The sequence below is a fragment of the Acidimicrobiales bacterium genome, from assembly GCA_040219085.1.
Classification (GTDB): domain Bacteria; phylum Actinomycetota; class Acidimicrobiia; order Acidimicrobiales; family JAVJTC01; genus JAVJTC01.
The window spans coordinates 72,528-96,275 of record JAVJTC010000029.1; the positions used below are offsets into that span (position 1 = coordinate 72,528).

General features: G+C 69.7%; 25 protein-coding genes. 11 read left to right on the forward strand and 14 right to left on the reverse strand.

Annotation, left to right across the window (positions count from 1 at the left end):
* Nucleotides 1-15 precede the first annotated feature (15 nt).
* Entirely contained in the window at nucleotides 16-786 is a 771-nt protein-coding gene (locus tag RIE08_12520) for an SDR family NAD(P)-dependent oxidoreductase (GenBank protein ID MEQ8718426.1), read from the reverse strand.
* 94 nt (nucleotides 787-880) lie between these two features.
* Between RIE08_12520 and RIE08_12525 the strand changes: the two genes are divergently transcribed.
* Both RIE08_12525 and RIE08_12530 read left to right on the forward strand, forming a co-directional pair.
* On the forward strand, nucleotides 881-2,050 hold the full coding sequence (locus RIE08_12525) for an LLM class flavin-dependent oxidoreductase (GenBank protein MEQ8718427.1): 1,170 nt from the start codon (nucleotides 881-883) through the stop codon (nucleotides 2,048-2,050).
* Between the two features lie 19 nt (nucleotides 2,051-2,069).
* A complete protein-coding gene (locus RIE08_12530) occupies nucleotides 2,070-2,615 on the forward strand; it encodes a nuclear transport factor 2 family protein (protein ID MEQ8718428.1) in 546 nt (181 codons plus the stop codon).
* A gap of 87 nt (nucleotides 2,616-2,702) precedes the next feature.
* On the opposite strand, the gene RIE08_12535 is transcribed toward RIE08_12530, so the two are convergent.
* A complete protein-coding gene (locus tag RIE08_12535) occupies nucleotides 2,703-3,947 on the reverse strand; it encodes a cytochrome P450 (GenBank protein ID MEQ8718429.1) in 1,245 nt (414 codons plus the stop codon).
* 125 nt (nucleotides 3,948-4,072) lie between these two features.
* On the opposite strand from RIE08_12535, the gene RIE08_12540 reads away from it, so the two are divergent.
* Nucleotides 4,073-4,900: an SDR family NAD(P)-dependent oxidoreductase gene (locus RIE08_12540; protein ID MEQ8718430.1), complete on the forward strand. Its 828-nt coding sequence runs from the start codon at nucleotides 4,073-4,075 to the stop codon at nucleotides 4,898-4,900.
* Nucleotides 4,901-4,913: 13 nt separating this feature from the next.
* Nucleotides 4,914-5,720 carry a thioesterase family protein gene (locus RIE08_12545; GenBank protein ID MEQ8718431.1) on the forward strand — a complete coding sequence of 269 codons (807 nt, stop codon included), beginning with the start codon at nucleotides 4,914-4,916 and terminating at the stop codon, nucleotides 5,718-5,720.
* On the opposite strand, the gene RIE08_12550 is transcribed toward RIE08_12545, so the two are convergent.
* Genes RIE08_12550 through modA form a run of 3 tightly spaced genes read right to left on the reverse strand, consistent with a single transcriptional unit; the run spans nucleotide 5,710 to nucleotide 8,392 of the window.
* Complete coding sequence (locus RIE08_12550) at nucleotides 5,710-6,858, reverse strand: ATP-binding cassette domain-containing protein (GenBank protein ID MEQ8718432.1); 1,149 nt, start codon at nucleotides 6,856-6,858, stop codon at nucleotides 5,710-5,712. The genes RIE08_12545 and RIE08_12550 overlap by 11 nt on opposite strands.
* Nucleotides 6,855-7,667 carry an ABC transporter permease gene (locus tag RIE08_12555; protein MEQ8718433.1) on the reverse strand — a complete coding sequence of 271 codons (813 nt, stop codon included), beginning with the start codon at nucleotides 7,665-7,667 and terminating at the stop codon, nucleotides 6,855-6,857. Before RIE08_12555 ends, RIE08_12550 begins: the two co-directional genes overlap by 4 nt.
* A complete protein-coding gene (modA, locus tag RIE08_12560) occupies nucleotides 7,664-8,392 on the reverse strand; it encodes a molybdate ABC transporter substrate-binding protein (protein MEQ8718434.1) in 729 nt (242 codons plus the stop codon). The genes RIE08_12555 and modA overlap by 4 nt, the downstream gene beginning before the upstream one ends.
* 68 nt (nucleotides 8,393-8,460) lie before the next feature.
* On the opposite strand from modA, the gene RIE08_12565 reads away from it, so the two are divergent.
* From RIE08_12565 to RIE08_12580, 4 genes are all read left to right on the forward strand, one after another.
* On the forward strand, nucleotides 8,461-8,967 hold the full coding sequence (locus RIE08_12565; protein MEQ8718435.1) for a helix-turn-helix transcriptional regulator: 507 nt from the start codon (nucleotides 8,461-8,463) through the stop codon (nucleotides 8,965-8,967).
* A 40-nt stretch (nucleotides 8,968-9,007) separates the two neighbouring features.
* Nucleotides 9,008-10,024 carry an LLM class flavin-dependent oxidoreductase gene (locus RIE08_12570; protein MEQ8718436.1) on the forward strand — a complete coding sequence of 339 codons (1,017 nt, stop codon included), beginning with the start codon at nucleotides 9,008-9,010 and terminating at the stop codon, nucleotides 10,022-10,024.
* Between the two features lie 108 nt (nucleotides 10,025-10,132).
* Nucleotides 10,133-10,360 carry a ribbon-helix-helix domain-containing protein gene (locus RIE08_12575; GenBank protein ID MEQ8718437.1) on the forward strand — a complete coding sequence of 76 codons (228 nt, stop codon included), beginning with the start codon at nucleotides 10,133-10,135 and terminating at the stop codon, nucleotides 10,358-10,360.
* Nucleotides 10,357-10,728, forward strand: coding sequence for a hypothetical protein (locus tag RIE08_12580; GenBank protein ID MEQ8718438.1), 372 nt, complete (start codon nucleotides 10,357-10,359; stop codon nucleotides 10,726-10,728). The genes RIE08_12575 and RIE08_12580 overlap by 4 nt, the downstream gene beginning before the upstream one ends.
* A gap of 13 nt (nucleotides 10,729-10,741) precedes the next feature.
* Here the strand turns inward: RIE08_12580 and RIE08_12585 are convergent, their stop codons facing one another.
* The 4 genes from RIE08_12585 to RIE08_12600 are packed head-to-tail and all read right to left on the reverse strand — an operon-like array spanning nucleotide 10,742 to nucleotide 15,975.
* Entirely contained in the window at nucleotides 10,742-14,083 is a 3,342-nt protein-coding gene (locus RIE08_12585; GenBank protein ID MEQ8718439.1) for an error-prone DNA polymerase, read from the reverse strand.
* Between the two features lie 45 nt (nucleotides 14,084-14,128).
* Nucleotides 14,129-14,530: a type II toxin-antitoxin system VapC family toxin gene (locus RIE08_12590; GenBank protein ID MEQ8718440.1), complete on the reverse strand. Its 402-nt coding sequence runs from the start codon at nucleotides 14,528-14,530 to the stop codon at nucleotides 14,129-14,131.
* Nucleotides 14,527-14,784 carry a type II toxin-antitoxin system prevent-host-death family antitoxin gene (locus RIE08_12595; protein MEQ8718441.1) on the reverse strand — a complete coding sequence of 86 codons (258 nt, stop codon included), beginning with the start codon at nucleotides 14,782-14,784 and terminating at the stop codon, nucleotides 14,527-14,529. Before RIE08_12595 ends, RIE08_12590 begins: the two co-directional genes overlap by 4 nt.
* Before the next feature lie 39 nt (nucleotides 14,785-14,823).
* A complete protein-coding gene (locus tag RIE08_12600; GenBank protein ID MEQ8718442.1) occupies nucleotides 14,824-15,975 on the reverse strand; it encodes a hypothetical protein in 1,152 nt (383 codons plus the stop codon).
* Nucleotides 15,976-16,036: 61 nt separating this feature from the next.
* Between RIE08_12600 and RIE08_12605 the strand changes: the two genes are divergently transcribed.
* The gene (locus tag RIE08_12605; protein ID MEQ8718443.1) at nucleotides 16,037-17,206 is read left to right on the forward strand and encodes an MFS transporter; all 1,170 of its coding nucleotides are present in this window, start codon (nucleotides 16,037-16,039) and stop codon (nucleotides 17,204-17,206) included.
* Here RIE08_12605 and RIE08_12610 read toward each other — a convergent pair.
* Genes RIE08_12610 through RIE08_12630 form a run of 5 tightly spaced genes read right to left on the reverse strand, consistent with a single transcriptional unit; the run spans nucleotide 17,203 to nucleotide 22,573 of the window.
* Nucleotides 17,203-19,161: an FAD-dependent oxidoreductase gene (locus RIE08_12610; GenBank protein MEQ8718444.1), complete on the reverse strand. Its 1,959-nt coding sequence runs from the start codon at nucleotides 19,159-19,161 to the stop codon at nucleotides 17,203-17,205. The two genes, RIE08_12605 and RIE08_12610, sit on opposite strands and share 4 nt — an antisense overlap.
* A gap of 28 nt (nucleotides 19,162-19,189) precedes the next feature.
* Nucleotides 19,190-20,842: a DNA polymerase Y family protein gene (locus RIE08_12615; protein ID MEQ8718445.1), complete on the reverse strand. Its 1,653-nt coding sequence runs from the start codon at nucleotides 20,840-20,842 to the stop codon at nucleotides 19,190-19,192.
* Nucleotides 20,843-20,884: 42 nt separating this feature from the next.
* Nucleotides 20,885-21,277, reverse strand: coding sequence for a lasso peptide biosynthesis B2 protein (locus RIE08_12620; protein MEQ8718446.1), 393 nt, complete (start codon nucleotides 21,275-21,277; stop codon nucleotides 20,885-20,887).
* Entirely contained in the window at nucleotides 21,277-21,552 is a 276-nt protein-coding gene (locus RIE08_12625) for a PqqD family protein (GenBank protein MEQ8718447.1), read from the reverse strand. Before RIE08_12625 ends, RIE08_12620 begins: the two co-directional genes overlap by 1 nt.
* Nucleotides 21,553-21,574: 22 nt before the next feature.
* Nucleotides 21,575-22,573 carry a hypothetical protein gene (locus RIE08_12630; protein MEQ8718448.1) on the reverse strand — a complete coding sequence of 333 codons (999 nt, stop codon included), beginning with the start codon at nucleotides 22,571-22,573 and terminating at the stop codon, nucleotides 21,575-21,577.
* A 15-nt stretch (nucleotides 22,574-22,588) separates the two neighbouring features.
* On the opposite strand from RIE08_12630, the gene RIE08_12635 reads away from it, so the two are divergent.
* On the forward strand, nucleotides 22,589-22,723 hold the full coding sequence (locus tag RIE08_12635) for a hypothetical protein (GenBank protein MEQ8718449.1): 135 nt from the start codon (nucleotides 22,589-22,591) through the stop codon (nucleotides 22,721-22,723).
* A gap of 49 nt (nucleotides 22,724-22,772) precedes the next feature.
* Complete coding sequence (locus tag RIE08_12640; GenBank protein ID MEQ8718450.1) at nucleotides 22,773-23,747, forward strand: hypothetical protein; 975 nt, start codon at nucleotides 22,773-22,775, stop codon at nucleotides 23,745-23,747.
* The last annotated feature ends 1 nt before the right edge of the window (nucleotide 23,748 follow it).

Here is a 23,748-nt window from a genome sequence, read left to right on the forward strand (position 1 = left end):
CGGCGTCGTCTCCGCTCATCGGGCGAGGAAGCCACCGTCCACGGGCATGGTGACGCCCGTGACGAAGCTCGACATGTCGCTGGCCAGGAACAGGACGACGTCGCCGATCTCGGTGGGTTGGGCGGGACGTCGCAGCGGAACCGAGGCGTCCAGGAACCCCTGCATGAGATCGCTGACGTCGGCGCCGGGTTCACGGCCGAAGAACCTGGGCAGCATCGGCGTGTCCACCGGACCGGGGCAGATGACGTTGACGCGGATCTTCGGGGCGAGGTGCAGCGCCGCAGACTTGGCGAACACGACGACGCCGCCCTTCGTCAGCGAGTAGAGGGGCGCGAACGGCGATCCCACGACCCCGGTGACCGATGCCGTCATGATGATCGATCCGCTGGGCGCCTTCTCCATCACCGGGATCGCCCTGGCGACGGAGAAGAACATCGACTTGAGATTGATGTCGAGGGTCCGGTCGAAGTCCTCCTCGGACACGTCCGCTATCCCCGGAGGGCCGGGGATGCCGGCGTGGGCGAACAGGACGTCGAGGCGACCGTGGTCGCGATCGACCGCGGCGAACAGGTCCGCGATCTGGGAGACATCGCTGACGTCGACGGCGTGGGCGCTGGCCGACCCCCCGGCGTCGACGGCCATGGCGACCGTCTCGGCCGCTGCGGCCTCGTCGATGTCGGCGACGACCACGTGCGCTCCCTCGGCGGTCATCTTCAGCGCACTGGCGCGCCCCATCCCCGATCCCGAGGCGGTGATGACCGCGACCTTGTCGTCGAGCAGACCCATGGAAGCTCCTCCCCCGACCGCGCGGACCGGCGGTCACGTACCTGTCCGGGAGATGTCCCCGGGACGTGGCGAATGATACGCACTATTCTCCCCGATGCTCAACGAGACGAAGTCCGTCGACCACCGCCTGGGAGGGCCCGTGCAGTTCGGAATGATCATCGGTGACGTGCCCCGCGACACGGACCCGATCGACCAGCTGGACGGCCTCCTGGCCCAGGTCGAGGCGGGTCAGCGCAACAACCTCAAGCACTTCGTCATCGGCCAGCACTTCCTCTACGGGGATCTCCGCTGGCTCCAGCCGATACCGACGCTGGCCCGCCTGGCCGCCGAGATCGACGACGACGTCCGCCTCGGAATCACCGTCATGTTGACCCCGCTCTACAACCCGGTCGTGCTCGCCGAGGAACTCGCGACGCTCGACATCATGACGCGGGGCCGCCTCGACATCGGGCTCGGGCTCGGCTATCGCAGCGAGGAGTTCGATCTCCTGGGCGTGCCCTTCAAACAGCGTGTCAGCCGCTTCGAAGAGGGCTTCGAGATCATGAAGCTGTGCTGGACGACGAACGAGTTCGACCACCACGGCCAACACTGGGACATCACCGGGGCCACGCCCCACATCCATCCCGTCCAGAGGCCGTACCCGCCCATCTGGATGGGGGCGCACTCGCGCATCGGGGCCCGCCGCGCCGGCCGGGTCGGCGACCGCTTCATCATCCCGCCCGAGTACGACATCGCAGAGATGCGGGTCCGCCTCGGGATCATGAACCACGAGTTCGCCAAGAGGGGCAAGACGCTGGGTCATCAGCCGCTGCGCCGCAACATGGTGGTCGGACCGACCACGGAGGCGGCCCAGGAGAAGTTCGTGGACCTCGTCAAGGACCGCTACCTCACCTATGCCCGCAAGGAGCTCGACATCCTCGACGAGGACGCTCTGGCTGCGAACTTCTTCGACTCCGTGAAGGACTCCGTCGTGGCGGACACGCCCGCCAACGCCATCGCGAACCTGACCGCGCTGTGCGCCGCCCTTCCGATCGACCCGATCATCGTCAAGCCTCACTGGCCGACGATCTCATCGGAGGCGGCCATCGAGATCCTCGACGATCTGGGCCGCGAGGTGATCCCCGCTCTGAACGAGATCGAGCCGATGCCCATCGCCGAGATACCCGCCGCGCTCGCTCCCGCCGCGGACGAGGTGGCCGCGGAGATCGCCGCCCAGGACGAGAAACAGCGGGCGAAGGCCGCCAACCGGAACCGATCGTCATGACAACGGAGGAACGACACACATGAGTGACCTCGAGACGAGGCTGCAGTGGATGGAGGATCGCTTCGCGATTCAGGACCTGATCGTGTCCTATGCGATCGCCATCGACGACCGCGACATGGACACCGTGGCGGACCTGTACAGCCCCGATGCCGTCTTCGACAGCGTGCTCGGCCGCAAGGAGGGCCGCGAGGCCGTCGTGGACTACTACGACAACCGCCTGGCCGAGTTCGGCGCCACGTACCACATCCCCTACATGAACTCCTGTGAGCGGGTCTCGGACACCGAAGCCACAGGAACGGTTCTCGCAGCCGCTGAGCTGGCGATCGACGGCAAGGCCTTCGTGACGGCCATCCGCTACCACGACCACTACGTCAAGGGCGACGACGGCAAGTGGCGCTTCCGCGAACGCGGCCTCGAACAGCTCTACGCGATGAACCTCGAGGACCTCCCCGACGGTCTCGGCAGCGATCTCCGCAAGCGGTGGGCGGGTCAGATGGCCGCGGCGGACATCCCGGAGAACAAGGCCACCTGGACAGCCCACCGCGCCAAGCACGGGCTGAGCTAGAGGATCAGGAAACCACAGCCCACCGCGCCAAGCACGGGCTGAGCTGGACGGTCGCGTCGCCCGCGCACCCGTCCGGCACCGACAGGGTCAGCTCGGCCAGTTCGTGAAGACGAGCGGGTACGCCTCGTAGCGGCCGGCCTGCGTGTCGGTGCGCCAGCGGGGAGGATCCGTGGGGTCGGGCTGGGCGCCGCGGGCGAACAACTCGTGGAGCAGGCGGGGCAGCACGCCGACCACCTGGGGCTGGCCCTCAGGGGTCCCGGGTAGTCCGATCGCGAGCGGGCGCCCGGAGCACAGGTGTGCGCCTGCGCCGAAGCTGAGACCGTGGGCCGCACGCCGACCGACGGTCTCGGCTCGGCGCGGGTCGAACTGCTCGGCGGTCTCACCGTAGGTGCCCTCGTCGGTGTTGGCCGGTCCGAGCATGCACGCGATGTCCTCGGACTCGCTGACGTGGCGTCCGTCGACGTCCTGGTCGTGCATCGCCCTGCGCAGCAACGCCGGTACCGGACCGTGCAGGCGCAGACCCTCCTCCACGGCATGACGGAGCATCTCGACGTCGGCGGTGACGTCCTCGTTGCCGGGGTTGGCCTTCACCCACTCGACGATCTCGTTGAAGACGTGGGGCGTCGCATGGGTGGTGGTGTTCGCGGACGCGACGACGAAGAACAGTGCCTCGCGCAGCCAGAGATCCTCGTCGAAATCGTCGCCCTCCTCCTTCAGGACGATCGTCAACAGGTCGATCGGCAGCGACTCCTCGGCGACCTCACCGGCCCGCCACGCAGCCACGAGCTCGCGCCGTCGGGCGAGGGAGTCCGCGTAGTACTCGGCCAGGAGGTCGTCCTTGGCCTCCATCGCCTCGCTCATCACCTCGCCGTGATCGCGGGTGGACCATTCGACCGAGGCGCCTTCACCGAGTCGCCGGGAGATGTCCTCGAGGCGCACGACGCGCGCCTCTGTGTCCACGCCGTCGAGACCGACGACCGCGGCGGTGATCGGCACGAGCACCATCCGTGTCAACCACAGCAGGTCGACCCGCGGGAGGCCGTCGGCCCGGCGGTCGCGTTCGGCCTGCTCGAGAGCGACGGCGAGCGATCGTCCCAGGACCTCGTGTTCGTAGTGGGCGAGCGCGCGCCGCTCGAACAGCGGGCGCTGGAGACGACGGCGGGCGAGGTGCTCCTCGCCGCCGAGGGTGAGAACGCAGCCGTTGAGTAACGGCGCCGAGTCCCGGAAGTGCAGTGCCGGCCTGAACTCCTCGGAACGGAGGATCTCCTCGACCTCGTCGTGGTCGGTGAAGTGCTGCATCTCCCACGGGCTCACGTGCTGGGTGTCGGTCATGTCTCCCCCGGACGCCTGTGCCGTTTCGTCACGGCAATCTTGCGTATTGAGGAGAATAGTACGTATGGTTTCTGACCGTCAGGGGCGGCCCTGTGTCGCGTCACATCCAGGGGGACTCGCAAGAGATGAGTGACGACCGCAGGACCGCCCCAGATCACTCCTCCACGCCGCTGGCAGACCTGCAGCGTCTCGACGGGCGGATCGCCGTCGTCACCGGTGGCGCTCGGGGCATCGGACTCACGACCGCCATGCGGCTGGCCGAGGCCGGCGCGGATGTCGCCGTGCTCGATCTCGACCAGGACGGCGCTGCCGATGCGGCCGGCGCCGTGGCGAACGCCCACGGCCGCAGGGCGCTCGGGCTGGCCGTGGACATCACCGACACGGGGTCCCTCGTTGCGGCGTTCGACCGCATCACCGCCGAGCTCGGCCCCATCGCCATCCTCGTCAACAACGCCGGCGTCTACCCGGCCACGATGCTCTTGGAGATGACCGACGAGCAGTGGGACCACGTGCTCGACATCAACCTGAAGGCCGTCTTCGTGGCCTCGCGCGAGGCGGGCAACCGCATGGCGGCCAACGGCGGAGGCGTCATCGTGAACATCGCCTCGGTGTCGGGTATCCGTTCCAGTCGCGGCGGCCGGGGCCACTACGTCGCCTCCAAGCACGGCGTGATCGGCCTCACCAAGGCGTTCGGCACCGAACTCGCTCCCCACGGCATCCGCGTTCTCGGTGTTGCTCCCACCACCGTCGACACACCCGGGCTCGCCGAGCAGATGTCGTCGGCACCCGGCAACACGGACTGGATCCGCGAGCTCGGTTCGGCACTGCCCCTGGGACGCGGCTGCGTGCCCGACGACATCGCCCGCGCCGTGCTGTTCTGCGCATCCGACATGGCGGCGATGATGACCAGCAGCACGATCCTGGTCGACGGTGGCCAGGACTCGGTGATGTGACGGCGCCCCTGCGATGACCTCGGAGTTCGATCGCGCCATCGCGCTCACTGACATCTGCGCGAAGCGCTTCGGCGCCCGGGTCCCGGAGGGTTGGCTCGGTTCCGGACGCGCTCAGGGTGGGCTGCTCGCCGCCCAAGTCCTCGCCGCCATGACGCGGACAGTCGACGACCCGACGCGCGCGGTGCGGTCGATCACCGTGCACATGCTGAGCGCGCCAGATGCCGCGGCGCCCTACGAGATCGAGACCACCGTGCAACGCACGGGGCGATCGGTCGTGAACCTCTCGGCGCGGATCCTCCAGGGCGGCCGCCCGCTCGTGATGGGCCTGGGCCTCTTCTCCACGGACCGACACGGCCCCGACTTCGACGAACTGCCCATGCCCGAGGTCGCCCCGGCGACGCCTGGGCGCGTTACCGAGACCTACGTACCCGAATTCGCCCACCCGTTCGCAGAGCGGATGGTCCTGCAGCACCGGACGGGTCCCGAGGCGTTCTCGTCGGCGGAGGGGCCGATGACCACCGGCGGGTGGATCGGGTTCTCCGATCCACGTCCGGTGGACGAACCCGGCCTCCTCGTAATGGGCGACGCCGGGATCATGCCGTGGTGGGTGCGGCTGCCCGAGATGCGACCGACCGCCACCGTCGACTACACGGTGCACTTCCGGGCGTCGTTTCCCCGCACCGACCCCGACGAGCTCGTCTACGCCGGGATGCAGACCCGACTCGTGCGGGGCGGCTTCCTCGACTGGGACGCCGTCCTGTGGGCACCGGACGGGACCGTGCTCTGCCTCGCCCGCCAGCAGCTCGTCACTATCGGCTGACGTCTTCCCCGTCGGTGCCGGTACCGGTGCCCGTCGCCGCCTCGCCGGTACCGGGCTCCCCCCCGGCCGCAGTGAGCGAGAGCTCCGTGGCCTTGATGGACAGCCACACGGTTCGACCCGGCTCGAGGTGCAACTCGGCGGCGGACCCCGGTGTGATGTCCGCAGTGAGCGGGACGGGCGAGCCGAGGTGAACCCGCACGGTCTCGCCGAGCGGTTCCACCGCGACGATCGTCGCCTCCCAGGTGTTGCGGGGGCTGCCGTAGGGCTTCGTCGGGTAGAGCGCAATGGCGGCCGGGCTGACGCTCACGAGCACCGGGCCGGAGATCGCGGTGTTCGCCGCGTGGAGCACCCCGCCGGCATCGACGGTGACCTCGCCACGCCGCGCTCTGCCGGCGATGAGGTTGATGCCGGCCACGTCGGCTACGTACGGCGTCGCCGGGTGTCGTCGGATCTCGTCGGGTGTGCCGCTCTGGGTGAGTCGCCCGTCCTCGATGATGTGGATCCGATCGGCGAGCAGGAAGGCGTCGGCGGGGTCGTGGGTGATCAGCAGCCGCGGGCCGCGATACCCCGCCAGGTGGGTTCGCAGCACCCGACGGAGCCGGGCGTGGGTGGTGACGTCGAGTGCGGCCAGCGGTTCGTCGAGGAGCAACAGCGACGGCTCCGGCGCGAGGGCCCTGGCCAGGGCGACGCGCTGGGCCTGGCCACCGGAGAGCTGCGGTGGATGGCGATCCGCGAAGTCTGCCAGGTCGAGGAGGTCGAGCCAGTCCCGGGCCCGGCTGCGGGCGGTCACCCGCCGAAGGCCCCGTGCGGCCAACCCGAAGGCGACGTTGTCCAGCACGCACAGGTGGTCGAAGAGCAGGTAGTCCTGGAACACGACGCCGATGTCACGGTCCTCGGGCGCCACGAAGATGCCCGCTCTGGGTGAATCCAGGGTGCGGCCGCCGAGCACGACCTCGCCGGCCTCGAGCGCGAGGAGACCCGTCAGTGCGGCGACCGTGGTGGATTTGCCGGATCCGTTCGGCCCGAGCAGTGCCGCCGTCTCGCCAGGTTCGATGCGGAGTGCGACGTCGAGGTCGAACCCGCCGCGCGCCGCGACGATGTGGGCTTCGAGCCCCGTGGCGATGTCCGTCGCTGTCATCGCCGAGACCACCAACGGTCGCGCAGGCCGATGAGAACGGCCAGGGAGACCGCGACGAGGACGAGGCTGACGGCGATCGCCGTGTCACGGTCGGATTCGAGGGCGACGAAGACCGCCAGCGGCAACGTCTGGGTCCGTCCCTGGAGGTTGCCGGCGAAGGTCACGGTGGCACCGAACTCACCGAGGGCCCGCGCCCAGGCCAGGACCATCCCGGCGACGAGCGACGGGGCGATCATCGGCAACGTGACTCTCCGGAAGACCGTGAGCCGGGAGGCCCCGAGACTCGCCGCGGCCTGCTCGTAGCGCGTGTCCATCCCGGTCAGCGCGCCTTCGACCGTCACGACGAGGAAGGGCATCGCGACGAAGGTGTTGGCCACGATGACGCCCCAGGTGGAGAAGGGCAGGAGGAACCCGGTCGCCTCGTAGAGGGACTCGCCGACCCAGCCGCGCCGACCGAGCGCGAAGAGCAGCGCGGCGCCGCCCACGACCGGCGGGAGGACCATCGGCAAAGTGACAAGCGCGCGGACAAGCCTTCGGCCCGGGAACTCGACCCTCGCGAGCAGCCATGCGAGCGGTACGCCGAGGACCGCCGATATCGCTGCGGCCGCGACCGACGTGATCAGCGACAGACGCAGCGCATCGCCGACGACATCGGTGGTGAGAAGGTCGGGCAGATCACGCCAGGGAGTGCGGGCGAGGAGGCCGGCGAGTGGGACCGCGAAGACGAGGGCTCCGATGAGCCCCAGCAGCCCGAGAACGAGCGGCGGCCGTTGCGGGGGCCGACGGCCCACCTGGCGCGTAGAGGTCATGCCGGCAGGAATCCCGCGTCAGCGAGGATCGCCCGGGCGTCGGCGGATACGAGGAACTCGACGAACGCCGCGGCGAGGTCCGGTTGCGGCGCCCCGCTGATGACGGCGGCGGGATACGGCGCTTCGACGTTGACGTCAGCGGGGATCTCGATGCGCTCGACGTCGGCGCCGGCGACGATCACATCGGTCTCGTACACGATCCCGGCGTCGAGCTCACCGGCGGCGATCTTCGTGAGCAGCGAGCGGACGTCGGGCTCGTTCGTATCGAGGGATGGTTCGACTCCCGCAGCGGCCAGCACCTGCCGGGCGAAGTCGCCGCACGGGACGCCTGCCGAGCAGAGACCGATGAGCAGATCGGCATCGGCGAGGTCCGCGAGCGACGCCACCTCGCCGGGGTTGCCGGCAGGAACAGCGATGGCGAGTCGGTTGCGCGCGAACACGACGATCTCACCGTCGACTGCGCCCGCCTCGACGACCCGGTCCATCGTCTCGGTGTTGGCCGACGCGAAGACATCGGCCGGCGCCCCCGCCAGGATCTGCTCCCGCAGCGACGAACTCCCGCCGAGGTTGAACTGCACGTCGACCCCCGGTGTGGTGGCCTCGAACGCCGTCTCGATCTCGGCGAACACGTCGGTCAACGACGCAGCAGCAAACACCAGCACGGTCTGGTCGTCCCCATCGCTGTCGCCGCACCCGCCACCGAGGAGGGCGATGACCACGACCATGGCAACTAGTCTCGTTGTGACCAACATGTCTCGATGAGACTAGTCCCCTACCTCGAGGTGACGACAGCGTGGCCGCACCGGAAGTCTCCCTCAACGAGTGGGTCGTCCTCGCCCTGCTGGCCGAAGGGCCGTCGCACGGTTTCGCACTGGCGAAGAACCTCGAAGCGGGCACGGACCTCGGCCGTGTCCTCACGGTGCGGCGGCCACTCGTCTACCGGGCCCTCGGCCGTCTGGTCGACGCACGACTCGCGGAACCCCACCACAGCGAGCCCGGCGTCGCCGGACCGAACCGCACGGTGCACCGGCTCACCCGCAGCGGGCGGACCGCGGTGCGTGCGTGGCTCCGACGCCCGGTGGAGCACGTCCGGGAACTCCGGATCGAGTTCCTCGTCAAGCTCCGCCTGGCGCGGCGAGCCGGATCCGACACCACGGAGCTGGTCGCGGCCCAGCGCGAGGCACTGGCGGACACGCTCGCCCGCCTCGCGGCTCTCGACGACGACGCCGACGAGGTCGACCTCTGGCGACACCACAACGCCGTGGCCGTGCAGGCCTTTCTCGACCACATCGCCGGCTGATCCCAGGCGCGGCGGGTCCGGGTCCGCGAGGATCGCGGCCATGACAGATCCCCGCGCGACCTCGACGGGTCCCCGCACCGGCGTGATCGTCGGGTCATGGCCACTCGGTCTCCCGACATCGGGGACCTACTACCGCGACCTCGCCCAACAGAGCGAGTCGCTCGGCTACGACCTGCTCTTCTCGGGTGACCACCTATTCATGTACAGCCCCAATGTGGAGGCGCTCACGGTCCTCGCCGCCTTCGCGGCGGCGACCGAGACCATCGGGATCGGCACGGCGGTGTTGTTGCCGGCGCTGCGGGAACCCGCCCTGGCGGCAAAGCAGCTGGCGAGCATCGACTACCTGTCCGGCGGCCGTCTGACGGTCGGGGTCGGTGTCGGCGGCGAGATCGAACAGGAGTGGCGGGCCATGGAGGTGCCCATTCCCGAACGCGGCCGACGAACCGACGAGTACCTCGAGCTGATGGCGGCGCTGTGGTCGGGCGGGCAGGTCGACTTCGACGGCGAGTTCCGCTCGGTGCACGGTGTATCCGGATCCCCGCACCCGGTTCGACCCGATGGCATCCCGATATGGGTCGGCGGCCGCAGCGATGCCGCCCTGAGGCGCGCAGCACGCCACGAGGGATGGTGCGCCTACGCCTGTTCGCCCCGTCGCATCCGCGAGAGCGTCGCCCGTCTCGACGAGCTCATGGGCGACCGTCCACCCGGATACCGGATCTCGATGGTGCTGTTCACCGTGGTGAACGACGACGGGGACCGGGCACGGTCTACAGCCACCGAGGTCCTGAACGCCCGCTACCGCCAGGACTGGGACCGGTTTCTCGACACGATGTGCGCCGTCGGCGATCCCCACCACGTCGCCAGCCGTGTCGCCGAGTTCCGCGCCGCAGGTGTGGACGACGTGATCCTGTGCCCGCAGGTCCCCGCCGAGGCGCTGCCCGACCAGCTCACCCGTCTGGCTGAGATCTGCCCAGGTCGCGCATCCGCCCGTGCGATGAAGGGCTCCGGCTGGGAGGGCGATCTCGATGAGATACGCGCCAGTCAGACACGGTGGTGATGCCGCCGCCTGACGGGTGGCCGGCCCGACGATCCGGCGCCTGTTGTCACACCTCGGGGCCTACCGTGCGGCGATGGACGTAGTACATCCGTAGTACAATCCTGTGCCATGGCGACGATCACGGTCCGTCTCGACAACGACGACGAGAAGCTCCTCGACGAGATCACGGCCATCTACGGCAGCCGGTCCACAGCGATCCGAGAAGCCATCCGCGCGCTGTCCGGCCAGGTGGAGCGTGACCGCGCGATCGACGAAGCCCTGGCTGCGTGGGAGGCGGAGGCAGGTCCTGTCGACGAGAACGAGGTGGCCGCGATGATCGAGCGCTACGACCTGTGATCCTCGACGCCGGCTATCTCGTCGCATTCGATCGAGGCGAAGAACGTGCCCGCTCCTTTGCAACAGCACTGCGCCGCCGAGGTGGCCGGTTCCACACCAGCCATCCCGTTCTCGCCCAGGTCTGGCGCTCAGGTGACAGACAGGCCCGGCTCGCCGCTGTTTCTCGCGGCTTCGTTGCACATCCGCTGGACGACGGCCGAGCGGTCGGCCACCTCCTCGGACTGACCGGATCAGCCGACGTCGTCGATGCACACCTCGTTCTCCTCGGAGCGCAGCTCGACGAGCCGATCCTCACGAGCGACCCGGAAGATCTCCGTCGTCTCGCAGAAGCCCTCGGCCCGGCCGCGCCGCGGATCGAGGCCTGGTAGCGGAGCTGAGCCCTCAGCGGAAATCACGGCTGGCGGGAGAGCCGGTGACGGCAAGGGGTTCGAGCCGTTCGGCGATCACGTTGACCACACCCTCATTCCGTTCCAGGCGGCCCCGCACCACCAGCGCCGGGCAACCCAGCGCGATGCGGCGGTGACGGGCCCAGCATCCCTTCGACACGACGACGTTGATGAGCCCGGTCTCGTCCTCGAGGTTCAAGAACGTGGTCCCACCCGCGGTCGCCGGACGCTGACGGTGCGTCACCACCCCCGCCACGACCACCTTGGAGCCACGGTGGTCGGGCAGATCGACGGACACCGTCACCCCCATCTCATCGAGCTTCTCCCGCAGGAACCGGGTGGGGTGACCGTCGACGGCCACCCCGGTCACCGACAGGTCCGCCAGGGCCAACTCCTCGGGGGACATCCCCGGCAGGGTCGGCGCCTCGGCCCCCGTGACGATCCCCTCCAGGCGGTCCTCCCCCGTCTGTGCCACCGCCCCCGCACTCCACAGCGCCTCACGCCTCTCCAGGCCGAAGCACCCGAACGCCCCCGCCGATGCCAGCGACTCCAGAACCGGCAGGCCCACCCCCACTCGCCGCCGCAGGTCCTCCATCGAGGCATAGGGCCGACCGGCGGCGATGCGTTCGGCCAGTTCGTCGCCGACGCTGCGCACCGACGCGACCCCGAGGCGCACCGCCACTCCCCCGGCCGATCCGGGCGCCGGTTCCAGGGTGGCCACGTCCGCGGACGCGTTGACACACGGTGGGAGAACCTCCACCCCGTGACGACGGGCGTCGGCCATCAGCGTGTGGGGCGAATAGAACCCCATGGGCTGGGCGTTCAAAAGCGCCGCGCAGAACGCCGCCGGGTAGTGGTGCTTGATCCACGATGACGCGTAGACGAGGTAGGCGAAGCTGACCGAGTGGCTCTCGGGGAACCCGAAGTTGGCGAACGCCGCCAGCTTCTCCCAGATCTGGTGGGCCACGTCGCCGGTGATCCCCCGCTCAGCCATCCCCTTGTAGAGCCGGCCCCGTAGCCGCTCCATCCGGGCCTGGCTGCGCTTGGACCCCATGGCCTGACGTAGCTGGTCGGCCTCGGCCGCGCTGAACCCGGCGACGTCGATCGCCATCTGCATCAGCTGCTCCTGGAACAGCGGCACCCCCAGCGTCTTGGCAAGCGCCCCCTCCAGCAGCGGATGGAGATAGGTGACCGGTTCCCTGCCGTTGCGGCGGCGGATGTAGGGGTGCACCGACCCGCCCTGGATGGGGCCCGGACGGATGAGGGCGACCTCCACGACGAGGTCGTAGAAACACCGGGGCTTCAGCCGCGGAAGCGTGGCCATCTGGGCCCGGGACTCGACCTGGAAGACGCCGATCGAGTCCGCCCGGCACAACATGTCGTAGACCACGTCCTCCTGGGGCAGCGTGGCGATGTCGACCCGGCGGCCGTGGTGCTCGCCGATCAGGTCGATCGCGTAATGCAGCGCCGAGAGCATCCCGAGGCCGAGAAGGTCGAACTTCACGAGCCCGACGGCGGCGCAGTCGTCCTTGTCCCACTGCAACACGGAACGGTCCGCCATCCGCGCCCACTCCACCGGGCACACCTCGATGACGGGCCGGTCACAGATCACCATGCCACCCGAGTGGATGCCGAGGTGACGGGGCCCGTTCTCGAACTCCGCCGCGAGCGCCATGACCTCGTCGGGAACGGCCCTCTCCGCCGGTGTCGTGTCGGCCGCGGCTCCGCGCCCGTCGGTGGTCGACGCATGGGAGGCCAGGCCTGTCCAGCGGTCCAGGTTCTTCGCGAACGCATCCTGTTGACCGGGCGCGTAGCCGAGAGCCCTGGCCGCGTCACGCACCGCGGACCGGGCCCGGTAGGTGATGACGTTGGCGACCTGGGCGGTGTGGTGACGGCCGTAGCGCTCGTAGACGTACTGGATGACCTCCTCGCGGCGGTCGGACTCGATGTCGATGTCGATGTCGGGTGGCCCGTCACGGGCCGGCGACAGGAACCGTTCGAACAGCAGCCCGAGCGACACGGCGTCGGCCGCGGTCACCCCGAGCGCGTAGCAGACGGCCGAGTTGGCGGCCGATCCCCTGCCCTGGCACAGGATGTCGTTGCGGCGGCAGAACTCGACGATGTCCCACACCACGAGGAAGTACCCGGGGAATCCGAGCTGGGCGATCACCGTGAGCTCGTGGTCGATCTGGCGCCATGCCCCGTCGGCGCGGGGGTCGCTACGGGGGCCGTAGCGGCGGGTGCCACCGGCTTCGGTGAGCGCCCGCAGGTAGGCCATCTCGTCGAGGCCGGCGGGGCACGGGTACGGCGGCAGCTTCGGCGCGACGAGCGACAGGTCGAAGGCCAGGTCCCGGCCGATCTGAGCGGCACGTTCCACGACCCCCGGGTAGCGGGCGAAGCGACGCGCCTGTTCGTCACCGGAGCGCAGGTGCGCGCCCGACGCCGCCGGTAGCCAACCGTCGATCTCCGCGAGGCTCCGGCGGGCCCTCACCGCCGCCATCGCCGTGGCGAGCCGACGCCGTACCGGGGCGTGGTAATGGACGTTGTTCGTGGCGACGACCTCCACCCCCGCCGCGGCGGCGATCTGCACCAGCGCGTCATTACGGGGACCGTCGAGGGGATGGCCGTGGTCCCACAACTCGACGACGACGTTGTGCCGCCCGAACGCGGCGACCAGTTCGTCGAGGGCGCGACGCGCCGCCGACGGGCCGGCCTCGGCCAGGGCCGCCGGAACGGTCCCCTTGCGGCACCCGGTCAGCACCATCCACGGGTCGCCGTCGGCCAGGTCAGCCAGCGCGTCGAGCGCCACCCTCGGTGCCCCTTTCTCCCCCTCGAGTTGGGCCAGGCTCACCGCCCGCGCCAGCCGGGCATAGCCCGCCGGCCCGCGGGCCAACACGAGGAGATGGTGTCCCACAGGGTCCGGGCGCCCCATCTGCGGCTCGGTCATGCCGAGGCTCAACTCGGCTCCGAACACGGTGGGCAGACCGTGGGTGCGGGCTGCCTCGGCGAACCGTACGACCCCGTAGAGCCCGTCGTGGTCGGTCAACGCCAGCGCCTCCAGACCGAGCCGCACGGCCTCCTCGGCCAACTCCTCGGGGTCCGACGCCCCGTCCAGGAACGAGAAGTTCGAGTGGCAGTGCAACTCGGCGTAGGGGGTGGCGCTGGTCCCGCGCACCAACGCGGGAGGGGCGTCGTAGGGCAGACGTACCCTCGACCACGCCGGGCTGTCACCACCGTCGGCGACGACCCCGGAATCGGGGTCCGGCACCGGGCGCGGCCGACCGGACAGACGTCGTTCGAGCTCGGACCACGGCACCGGTGGGTTACGCCAACCCATGAGCCGGACGTTAATCGAACATGTGTTCGCTCACCAGTCGCGGACTCAGACTCCCACCACGGCCATGTCGAGACTGCGCGCCACGTGCGCCTGGCGGATGTCGAACGTCAGCACCGTCGTTCCCGAGCCGGCTCTCATGGCAGCAGCGAGATGCAGCGAATCGAGCGACCGGCACAGCGTCTGCTCGGCTATCCGGGCGGCCCCGTTGCACGTGACGGCGTCCAGTCCGACGAGGGCGAAAGTGTCGAAATCAGCCGAGAGTCGACGCCGCGCCTCGATCAGGTCCTCGCCGTGGAGCAACCGGGCGAGGTTGCGGCGCACCTCGACCTCGGTCAGCCGCGACGTGACGAGTACATGGTCGAGGGACATGAGTTCGACGGCGACATCGGAATCGCGCTCGTCGATGTAGCGCTTCAGAAGCGCGCTGGAGTCGACGTAGAGGGTCACCCCCGGTCCTCGTCGAGGACGTCGATGATGGTCCTCGACGAGTGGAAACGCGGACCCGACGCGAACTGCGTACGTCGTGCCGGCTCGATCCACCCTTCCTCGACACCCCGTCGAACGGCGGACGAGCCGGTGTCATAGGACACGATCCTCGCCACCGGGCGTCCCCGATCCGTCACCACCACCGACTCGCCATCGCCGGCACGGCGCAGGTACTCGGACAACTTCGCCTTGAGCTCACGGACTCCGACTTCCATGTAGTCACTCTAGGACATTGTTGTAGTCACGTCGATGGATCAACGCCCGGAAGCGAGATGCGCCGCCCGCACCGCGAGCGCCTGTCGCATCTCCGTCGTGACGTCCGCGAAGAACTCCTCGCGGTAACTCTCGTCGGTCAGCGAACTGACCGCGAACTGAAGCGCCGAGAACGCCGCGATGAACCCGGCCACGGCGAGGTGCTCCCATGTGACCACCACCTCCGAGGAGAAAAGGAAGAACGTGCCTATCGACTCGGGCTCCTCGGTGGTCGTCCACTGGGCGATCGTCTCACCCCGCACGGTCAACAGGCCGAAACCGACGTAGAACACACCGATCCCCACCGCGACGGTGAGGATCCGGAAGGCCTGGGCGACGAACAGCAACAGCGCCACGTTGAAGCGTTCCGTCGCCCGGAGGGGCTCGTGGTCCATCGCGGTCGCCGCCCCGGGGACGGCGACGGGTGCGTCGTCGCAGAGCGCGTCCACCTCGGCCCACGACCCGAACCGGGCGAGCCCGTCGGTCTCCCGGGGGATCCGCAGCGCCACGAACGCCAGGCCCACCCCGACGAGCGACCCGACGACGATGCCGTAGAACGCGGGCGGGAAGTCGTGCGCCACCTGCCACATCTCGGCATTCAGGAAGAGGAAGGCGGAGAACAGCAGGAGGATCGGCAGGCTCCGGGCCACCAGGCGTGCGACGTCGCCGATCTGGCTGACCATCAGCTGGCCGGCTCGCACGATCATCGGACCCAGCGCGTAGCCGAACACGACGAAACCCACACCGAGAATCACGATGTTCGCGGAGACGACGGCCAGTGCCCGGACCCAGTCGCCGACGATCAGGGCGAAGGCGCCGGGAGCGAAGATGAAAGCGGCCAACTCGAGTGGGCCGACGTCGTCGGGCAGCGCGAGCGCCCGCCGTCCCCGCAGGCGGTTGACGCCCACCGCGACGGCTGCGAGGAAGGCGAGACCGGCGAGCACGATTCCGGCCTGCGACCAGCCGGAGAACTCGTCGCCGAAGGTCACGAACACCTCGACGAAGAAGACGAGGACGAGGACCGGAGCGAGTCGGGTGAAAATGCCGGTCGTCGCGCGGTACTCGGCGTAGAGGTACGGCAGCCCGCGGCGACGGAACCAGCGTTCCAGTTCCCGGTTCTCGGGGTGGCCGCCGTGCGGTGTGAGCGTTGCCATCGATGCCATCGTTGCACCGGATGGGGGCCCGAGCGCGCGACCTCTGCGAGAATCGTCGTTCGTGACGGGACAGAGGCTGACACTCACTGCGGCGATCACGTCCACGACGACCGCAGCATTTCCTGCATTCCTGGCCGGAGCCGTGGGCGTCCAGTTGCGCGAGGACCTCGATTTCAGCGAGGGCCGACTGGGTGGCGCGATCGCCATCTACTTCTTCACCGCGGCGATCACGTCCACGAAACTCGGGAAGCTCGCCCAGCGACTCGGTCCGACCAACGCGCTGCGCATCGGTTGCGTGATGTCGGCGACCGCGATGATCTGCATCGCGACCATGGCGGATTCGTGGCCGACGCTCTACGCATTCCTCGCCCTGGCGGGCCTGTCCAACTCGCTCGTCCAGCCGTCGACGAACCTCCTGCTGTCGGACCGCTTCGACGACGGCAACCTCGGCTTCGCGATGGGGCTCAAACAGTCCGGCATGCCACTGGCCACGCTGTTGGGCGGCGCTGCGGTTCCCGTGTTCGCGCTGACCGTCGGTTGGCGCTGGGCCTACGTGGCGGCGGTCGCGGTGCCGGCGATCGCATTCACACTCCTGAGTCGGGTGCACGCCGACATGCACGTGGCACCGAAACGCCACGGGCGTGTCCAGACTCCGATGGGGCCGTTGCTGTTGCTGGCCGTCGCGATGGTCTTCGGCGGCGCTGCGGTCACCGCACTCGGCGGATTCCTCGTCTCGTCCGCGGTCGACTCGGGCGTCCCCGACGGGCTCGCCGGCTGGATGCTCACCATCGGCAGCGTGTGCGGCATCTCCGTGCGACTCATCGCCGGCGCCCGAGCGGATCGCGGCACCATCGAACCGCTCGCCGCGTCGACGGTGATGCTGGCACTGGGTGCGATCGCATTCGCCGGACTCGCCATCCAGGACGCCTGGGCGATCTACGCGTTCACACCGCTCGCGTTCGGTGCGGGCTGGGCGTGGCCGGGGCTCTACCACCTCGCCGTGGTACGCCGTAACCGGGAGGCGGCCGCTGCGGCCACCGGCATCACCCAGGCCGGCGCCTACATCGGCGCGGGCGGCGGACCGTTGCTGTTCGGGGTCATCGTCGAAGCGTCCTCGTACCGCGTGGCCTGGCTCGTCTCTGCGGCCTACGCGCTGATCGGCGCGGCGGCGCTGGTCGGAGGCCAGATCTGGCTGAGGCGCCTGGTTCCGACCGACACGGTGGTGCGCTAGCCGCCGACGGCAGCACCGACGTCGGCACCTTCGCGAAACGCGTGCATGGCCGTGCGCGGCGCCACGGCGTCCCCCGCGAGGTGAACGTGCGCACCGGTGGCCTCCGCCGACGCCCGAAGAGCCGTGTTCGCCCGGGCGTGGACACCGGCGACGACGGCGTCGAAAGGGCGCGTCGAACGCTGCTTCGAATAGACGTGACGGGTGGTCACCGCGCCATTGGCGATGTCCACGAAACCGGTCGAGGACTCCACTGTCGAGCCCTCGACATGGAGGGCCTCCATCAAGGCCCGCAGGTGGGTGAATCCGACGGCCCACATCGGTGAAGGCCCCGGCGTGATGAACGTGACCTGAGCCCCGCGGGCGACGAGGGACTCCGCGGCCAGGGCCACCTCGTTGGTGCCGAGGTGGTCGACGACGAGGATCCCCGCACCGGAGACGTCGAACGGTTGACCGTCGAGACGCCCCCACGCGGCGTCGTCGGTCGACAACACCGGCACGGAACCGTCCCCCACCCCGAGTGAGGCGGGATCCGGTGATGCTCCCGTCGCCAGGACGACCGCCCCGTACCCGGCAGGGACGTCGTCGAGGTGTTCGCCGAGGCGCATCTCGACCCCGAGGTCTTTGCAGCGGTCGACGAGGTGTCGCACCGAATCCAGGAGCTCTGCGGCCGGCCCGCACCGTTCGAGCGCGAGCAGCCGCCCGCCCGGGCGGGACGCGGCGTCGACGACGGTGACCCGGTGGCCGCGCACGGCCGCGGCCTCGGCCGCCTTGAGCCCGGCCGGTCCGGCCCCGACGACGAGGACCTTCGCAGACCCGTTACGCCGCACCGGCGCCAGTCGGTGTTCACGGCCGACGTCGGGGTTGTGGAAACAGGTGATCGGCAGGGCCCCGACCATGCGGTCCACGCAACCCTGGTTCGCTCCCACGCACGGGCGGATCTCCGCGGTGCGACGGCTCGAGTACTTGGTGATCACATCCGGGTCCGCGATGTGAGCCCGGGTCATCGCGACCATGTCACACACACCCGCGGCCAGCGCCGCCTCGGCGTCATCAGGGGTGTGGAGCTTGCCGACCCCGATGACGGGGACCGCCGCGTCGATGGCCTGGCGAAGTCCCCCGGTGAGAGGCAGCCATTCTCCGTGGGGATGGCGGTAGTTGCCGATCGAGCGGGCGTAGTGGGAGGACTTCGCCCCTTCGGAGTGATTCAGGTAGTCGAGGCCCCCGTCGGCGACGAGCGCAGCCGCCACGTCCTGGAGCCCCTCGGCGCCGAGGCCGCCCTGGTCGGGACGAACCCAGTCATCGGCGGAGATCCGCAGACCAACGACGTGCTCTGCGCCGAGCGCGGCGCGGACCCGGGCGATGAGCTCGCGGGCGAAGCGCAGCGGCTCACCCCACTCGTCGTCGCGGTCGTTGCCCCACGGGCTGAACGACTGCTGGAGGAGGTAGCCGTGGGTGGCGTGCAACTCGACCCCGTCGAGGCCGGACTCGACCGCCAGGACGGCGGTGCGGACGTAGCCGTCGAGGACTTCTTCGATCTCTACGCCGGTCATACGGTGCGAGCCCTCCCCCTCGGGCGAAGGCTGACCGTCGAAGGACCACAGGGGTTGCAGGTCCTCGCGGCCGTCGGAGGTGAACTGGGCGCCGAAGTGGAACAACTGGACCAGCGCGGTCGTGTCGTGACGGTGCAGACGGTCGGCGACATGGGCCCACTTGGGAGCCAGGTCGTCGCGGTCGTAGACGTGATGACCGAGGGCGTGGCTGGAGGGGTGGACGTGGACAGGTTGGAGGATGATGAGGCCGGCACCGCCGCGCGCCCGGGCCTCGAGGTAGCCCGCGTAGCGGTCGGCGGATTCCCCCGGGCGGTAGAAGTCGAGGAAGGCACCGTGGGCCGTCACCACGGCGCGGTTGCGAACCGTGACAGCGCCGACGTCGATGGGTTCGAGCAGGGTCGCCATGGGGCGACACTAGGCGAGCCCCGACCCCTCAGTCGTAGCTCGCCGCGAGGTACCACTCACCACCCTCGAGGACGACGAGCATGGCGGCCCCGTCGTCGAGGATCATCTGGAAACGGGCCCGGCGACGCTGCGACCGGGGATCCCACCACCGCTCCTCGACCGGCCAGGGGCCGGCCCACGATGCGATCGAACGTGGCGGTCCCCTCTCGGGGACGATCGTCGCCGGCTCATCGGACAACAGACCCCGTCCACTGACCGCCACCGGCTCTCCCGCCTCGTCGAGGACCCGCACGGGCACCGGCGCCGGGTGGACGACCGCCGGCGAAGGTGGCGGCAACGCACCGGGCCATGGCGGCGTGTCGGGCGGCCGGACAGGTGACGGGGCGGACCCGAGCACGGAGGATTCGACCGCTCGCCGTTCACGTTCGACGAGGTCCACCGCCTCGGCCGCCACCCTCACGATCATCTCGGCCGGGTCACGTCCACCACGTCGTTCGGGAACCGACACCGTGCCGACCCCGGCGATCCCCTGGACGCGGGCGACGGCACGCGTCACCCGTTCGACGACGGCGGTCTGTGACCCCCAGAAACCGAGCTGACGACCGACCGCCGGTCCGACTTCGAGCGCGGTGAGGCCGAGGCGGGCCAGGCCGCCCGTGGGTCGCACGGCAGGGGGCCCGGTGAGCCAACCGTCGAGTTGCCACCGCACGCGATCAGCGATCGCCGCGGGGCCGAGTGACCCCTCGCCGCGCCACAACCGGACGAGGGTCTCCCCGTGTTCGGTCTCGGCGGCGATCTCGACGAGCCCACAGCCCGACCCGTGGGAGCCGAGCCGGGTCGAGAGTTCGTCGGCGAGGGTCCGGGCGACGAACGCCGCCGCCTCGATGCGTTCGAGCGGCGGGTCGAGATCCATGGTGACGGTCATGTCCGCCGGGGGGTCACGCAGATCCGGTGGGCGGCGGTCGAGGCCCCGGGCCAGACGGTGAGCCGTTGCTCCGACCTCGCCGAAACGACCGAGCACGTCGGTTGCCGGCAGTGCGGCCAGGTCCCCCAGGGTGCGCACGCCGAGGCGCTTCCAGACTTCGACGGGCGCGTCACCGGTGCCGCCGTCGCCGACGGACACGATGTCGTCGACAGGGCGGGAGGCGAGGAACGCCCTGCTCCGCCCTGCGGCGACGACAGCGACCGGGCGGGCGGACCGGGCGGCGAGGCGGGCGGCGAAGACCCCGTCGGCGATGCCCACGTATACCGGCGGTGTCACGTTGCCGGGACCCACGGTCACATCGGCGAGCAGTTCGTGGACCCTGCGGGCCAGCACCTCGTCACCACCGAAGTAGCGCGACGGCCCCCGGGTGGGGAAGGCACACACACCGGGGCGGAGGATCTCCACGCGGGGACAGATGTCGTCGAGGACGGTCAGGACGGGTTCGTGGTGACGGACCTCCGCCGCGGGGTCACGTTCGACCACGACGAGGTCCGCACAGCGCGACTGGGCTTCACGACGGCTGAGGCCCCGGTGCACCGTCGCCCGTCGGGCGGCCGGCGAACAGGCGACCACCCGGTTGGCGACCACCACCGCGACCGGCTCGTCGAGAGGTAGGCCGAGCGCGACGACGGGCCAGTCGCCCTGGGCGACGACGAGCATGCGAACGGGGACGTCCCGACCATGGGCGGAGACCACCGCGCGAGTATCGAACACATGTTCGTCTGCGGCAAGCCGTGGTCAGCGGGCCGGCGCGAGGGCCGTGTAGTCCTCCTCGACGGCTCCGTGGACGACGTTGCCGTCCATGTCCTCCACCCAGGCGTGGGCGCTGAACCCCCTCGGGCCTGCCGTGGCCACGCCGAAGCGCACCTCACAGTCGTGGCCGCGTGAACGCATGAGCCGGCGCATCGCATACGCCTGCGGGAGACACGTGTAACCCGGGATCACGCGCGCCGACGTGGACACGGCACTCGAGAGGCGTACCGGGTCCGCTCGCCGCCGACCGAGGGCGCCGGCCGACTCGTTGAGCGTGGCGGTCGGACGGAACCTGAAGGCGATGCGGTAGCGGGTTCCTACGACGACGGCCACCATCACGAGCCAGGCCATCGTCATGCGACGGGCGAGTGCGTTCATCACGGGTCGGTGACGGCGAGGTTCCGTTCGACGAGGTCGACCAGCAGAGCCTCGAGGTCGGTGCGGGCCCGCCCCTCGTCGACATCGAACTCCGAAACCACCAGGGCAGTCAGTTCGTCCAGCGACCTCGGCTCCTGTATCCATGACCACACCGAGGCCGCCACAGGGTTGAGCCCGTGGTACTGGCCGGTGCCCAGGTTCAACACGACCGTCTCTCCGTCGATCTCGTTGGCGACCAGCGACGTGCCGACGACGTACGTGGGTCCGGTTTCCATCGCGATTCCTCCGCTGCAGAGCCTAGGCCCGCACCAGGTCCAGGATCTCCTCGACGTGCTCGTCGAGTCGGGTCAGATCCCGGGGGACCGACAGAAGCGAACAGGGGACGGCGCCGACGAGACGGCCCGCCGCGGCGAAGGACCGGTCGAGTTCGGTCGGGTCGGTGTGATCGAGCAGGAACTGGCACCTGATGATGGCCTGCAGAAGCGCTGCCCCCTGCAGTGGTGAGACCTCCAGGCGCATCGTGGTCGCCGGGGCGAGGAGAAACACCCGATCCAACGGCAACGCCGACGCGGCGAAAGGAACCGCTCCGGCATTCCCGTACCTCGACTTGCCCGACGCGAGTCTCACCGTGTCGTTGCGTTCGGACTCCGGCAGGAGCGTGTCGAGCGAGTCACCCCACAGACGAACCCCCGGATACGAAGGTCGGACCCGGGCAACAGTGCCGTCATCGTCGAGCACGAGGCAGTCGTCGCTCACCACCGGATGGCCACGCCGGCCGAAGTGCGCCGCCAGAGTCGACTTTCCTCGTCCCGACACACCGAGGAAGGCCGCGGCCACCCCGTCGAACTCGACGGCGCTTCCGTGGAACACGGCGGCACCGCGGTGCGAGAGCGCGAGGGGCACCACCTGGTCGAGGAGGGCGCCGACGACGACTCCCCTCGAGCTCGCCGGCGTGGCTCGACACCGGATCGTCGCTGCATCGGATGCGATCTCGTACTCGACCTCCTCTCCGACCCGCAGGACGTACCCGCCGGCCCCGTTGCGTGCCGCCCGCAGGCGGGGAGTCCCCGATGCGTCGTCCCAGGAGCGGAACCACTCACGCTCTGCGGGGTGCGGTCGGGAAACCTCCTCCCAGATGACCTCGAGATCCACCGACGCGGTCCGCTCAACCGCGGGGAGCTCGCCGAGGGGACGATTGGACCTGATGGTGAGCCCGTAGGCGATGTGGTGGTGCATGTCGTCGCCCGGGATCAGTGGTGGTGGAGGCGGGTGTCGTTGACCGGGCCAGAGTGCCACGGATACGGTCGCAGGATGAACACCGATACAGACCCCCGCAGTCCCCAGCCCAAGGCCCGGCGCGCCTACGAGGTTCCCGCGGTCACCGACTTCGGTTCAGCCGAGGTCCTCACCCAACAGATCTCGAATCCCGACTACGTGAGCTCGTGACTCCGGAGGTCGGGGTCGGGACTACGTCCCGATCCCGACCTTGGCTCTGATGATTGACGAACGCTCTCCCCTTGCAACCCTGCTGTGGGTGGACGAGCAATACCACTGCGACGAGAGCCTTCCCGATTGCTTCGGTGACAGCTACCTCGTAGCTCTGAACCCTGTGTTCCGTGGCGTGCGTCTCACGGCCCGGGAGATGGGTGTCCGCTTCGTCGATCGGCCCGATGCTCTGGGGCATCGCTACCGGTCCGCGCCACTGACCGCTCTCGCTGCGATCCTCGCGTCCGGGACGGTCCCCTACGCGGGAGACGTGGCGACACTGCGTGAGATCGCCGCCTCCGGCGTTCCCGTCGCCGCAGACGCGAACGAGCTGCGACTGTTCTTCTCGGGTCACGTGGTGATGCACGAGTCCGCCCACCTGGTGGCCGACCGGATCTTCTCTGAGGTCCTCCGCACCGGGCCCGACATCGCGCCGGTGGAGGCGACCATCGCCGCACTCCTGGGCGAGGCCGTCGCCAACACGACCGAGACGCTCGGCGGCCTCCACGCGACCCACGGCACCCACCAGCTCCTGTACTCCTGGAACTCGCTCAGCTCCGGGAAGGAATCCACACGCGCCGCCCTGCGGGCACTCGTCGCGCGCCACGGAATGAAGATCGTGTTCGGCATCGCCATGTGGATCTACTTCCATCAGAACCTCATCGCCCACACGAACGCGTGCCCACCCACCTACATGGCCGCGTGCGGGCGGTCGGTCTTCGACGGGACCGACGTGCCGGCCGCGGATCGCCAGGTCGCGGTGACGACGTGCGCCGCGATGCTCGAGTTGAACCCCGGAGCGCGCGAGACGACCACCCCCGCCTACTTCCGCCTCTCGGGCACCGAGGAGGACTTCCGGACGGCGGCATCCCTCGACCTCGGTGACCGCGACGTCATCGATGCGCTGGGCATCGCTGCGGCCATCACCGAACTCACCGCGCGGGTGAGCGAGTGGCTGGTCGATCCCGCCGACATGGCGAGTTGAC

What these genes read in the sequence shown, in the direction of transcription:
- RIE08_12620 (MEQ8718446.1), bottom strand. Translation starts at nt 21,277, where the DNA reads ATGAACGCACTCGCCCGTCGCATGACGATGGCCTGGCTCGTGATGGTG.
- RIE08_12595 (MEQ8718441.1), bottom strand. Translation starts at nt 14,784, where the DNA reads ATGGAAGTCGGAGTCCGTGAGCTCAAGGCGAAGTTGTCCGAGTACCTG.
- modA (MEQ8718434.1), bottom strand. Translation starts at nt 8,392, where the DNA reads ATGGTCGTGGTCATCGCCCTCCTCGGTGGCGGGTGCGGCGACAGCGAT.
- RIE08_12545 (MEQ8718431.1), top strand. Translation starts at nt 4,914, where the DNA reads ATGACCTCGGAGTTCGATCGCGCCATCGCGCTCACTGACATCTGCGCG.
- RIE08_12610 (MEQ8718444.1), bottom strand. Translation starts at nt 19,161, where the DNA reads ATGGCGACCCTGCTCGAACCCATCGACGTCGGCGCTGTCACGGTTCGC.
- RIE08_12600 (MEQ8718442.1), bottom strand. Translation starts at nt 15,975, where the DNA reads ATGGCAACGCTCACACCGCACGGCGGCCACCCCGAGAACCGGGAACTG.
- RIE08_12625 (MEQ8718447.1), bottom strand. Translation starts at nt 21,552, where the DNA reads ATGGAAACCGGACCCACGTACGTCGTCGGCACGTCGCTGGTCGCCAAC.
- RIE08_12640 (MEQ8718450.1), top strand. Translation starts at nt 22,773, where the DNA reads ATGATTGACGAACGCTCTCCCCTTGCAACCCTGCTGTGGGTGGACGAG.
- RIE08_12570 (MEQ8718436.1), top strand. Translation starts at nt 9,008, where the DNA reads ATGACAGATCCCCGCGCGACCTCGACGGGTCCCCGCACCGGCGTGATC.
- RIE08_12635 (MEQ8718449.1), top strand. Translation starts at nt 22,589, where the DNA reads ATGAACACCGATACAGACCCCCGCAGTCCCCAGCCCAAGGCCCGGCGC.
- RIE08_12575 (MEQ8718437.1), top strand. Translation starts at nt 10,133, where the DNA reads ATGGCGACGATCACGGTCCGTCTCGACAACGACGACGAGAAGCTCCTC.
- RIE08_12525 (MEQ8718427.1), top strand. Translation starts at nt 881, where the DNA reads ATGCTCAACGAGACGAAGTCCGTCGACCACCGCCTGGGAGGGCCCGTG.
- RIE08_12550 (MEQ8718432.1), bottom strand. Translation starts at nt 6,858, where the DNA reads ATGACAGCGACGGACATCGCCACGGGGCTCGAAGCCCACATCGTCGCG.
- RIE08_12535 (MEQ8718429.1), bottom strand. Translation starts at nt 3,947, where the DNA reads ATGACCGACACCCAGCACGTGAGCCCGTGGGAGATGCAGCACTTCACC.
- RIE08_12585 (MEQ8718439.1), bottom strand. Translation starts at nt 14,083, where the DNA reads ATGGGTTGGCGTAACCCACCGGTGCCGTGGTCCGAGCTCGAACGACGT.
- RIE08_12540 (MEQ8718430.1), top strand. Translation starts at nt 4,073, where the DNA reads ATGAGTGACGACCGCAGGACCGCCCCAGATCACTCCTCCACGCCGCTG.
- RIE08_12555 (MEQ8718433.1), bottom strand. Translation starts at nt 7,667, where the DNA reads ATGACCTCTACGCGCCAGGTGGGCCGTCGGCCCCCGCAACGGCCGCCG.
- RIE08_12520 (MEQ8718426.1), bottom strand. Translation starts at nt 786, where the DNA reads ATGGGTCTGCTCGACGACAAGGTCGCGGTCATCACCGCCTCGGGATCG.
- RIE08_12530 (MEQ8718428.1), top strand. Translation starts at nt 2,070, where the DNA reads ATGAGTGACCTCGAGACGAGGCTGCAGTGGATGGAGGATCGCTTCGCG.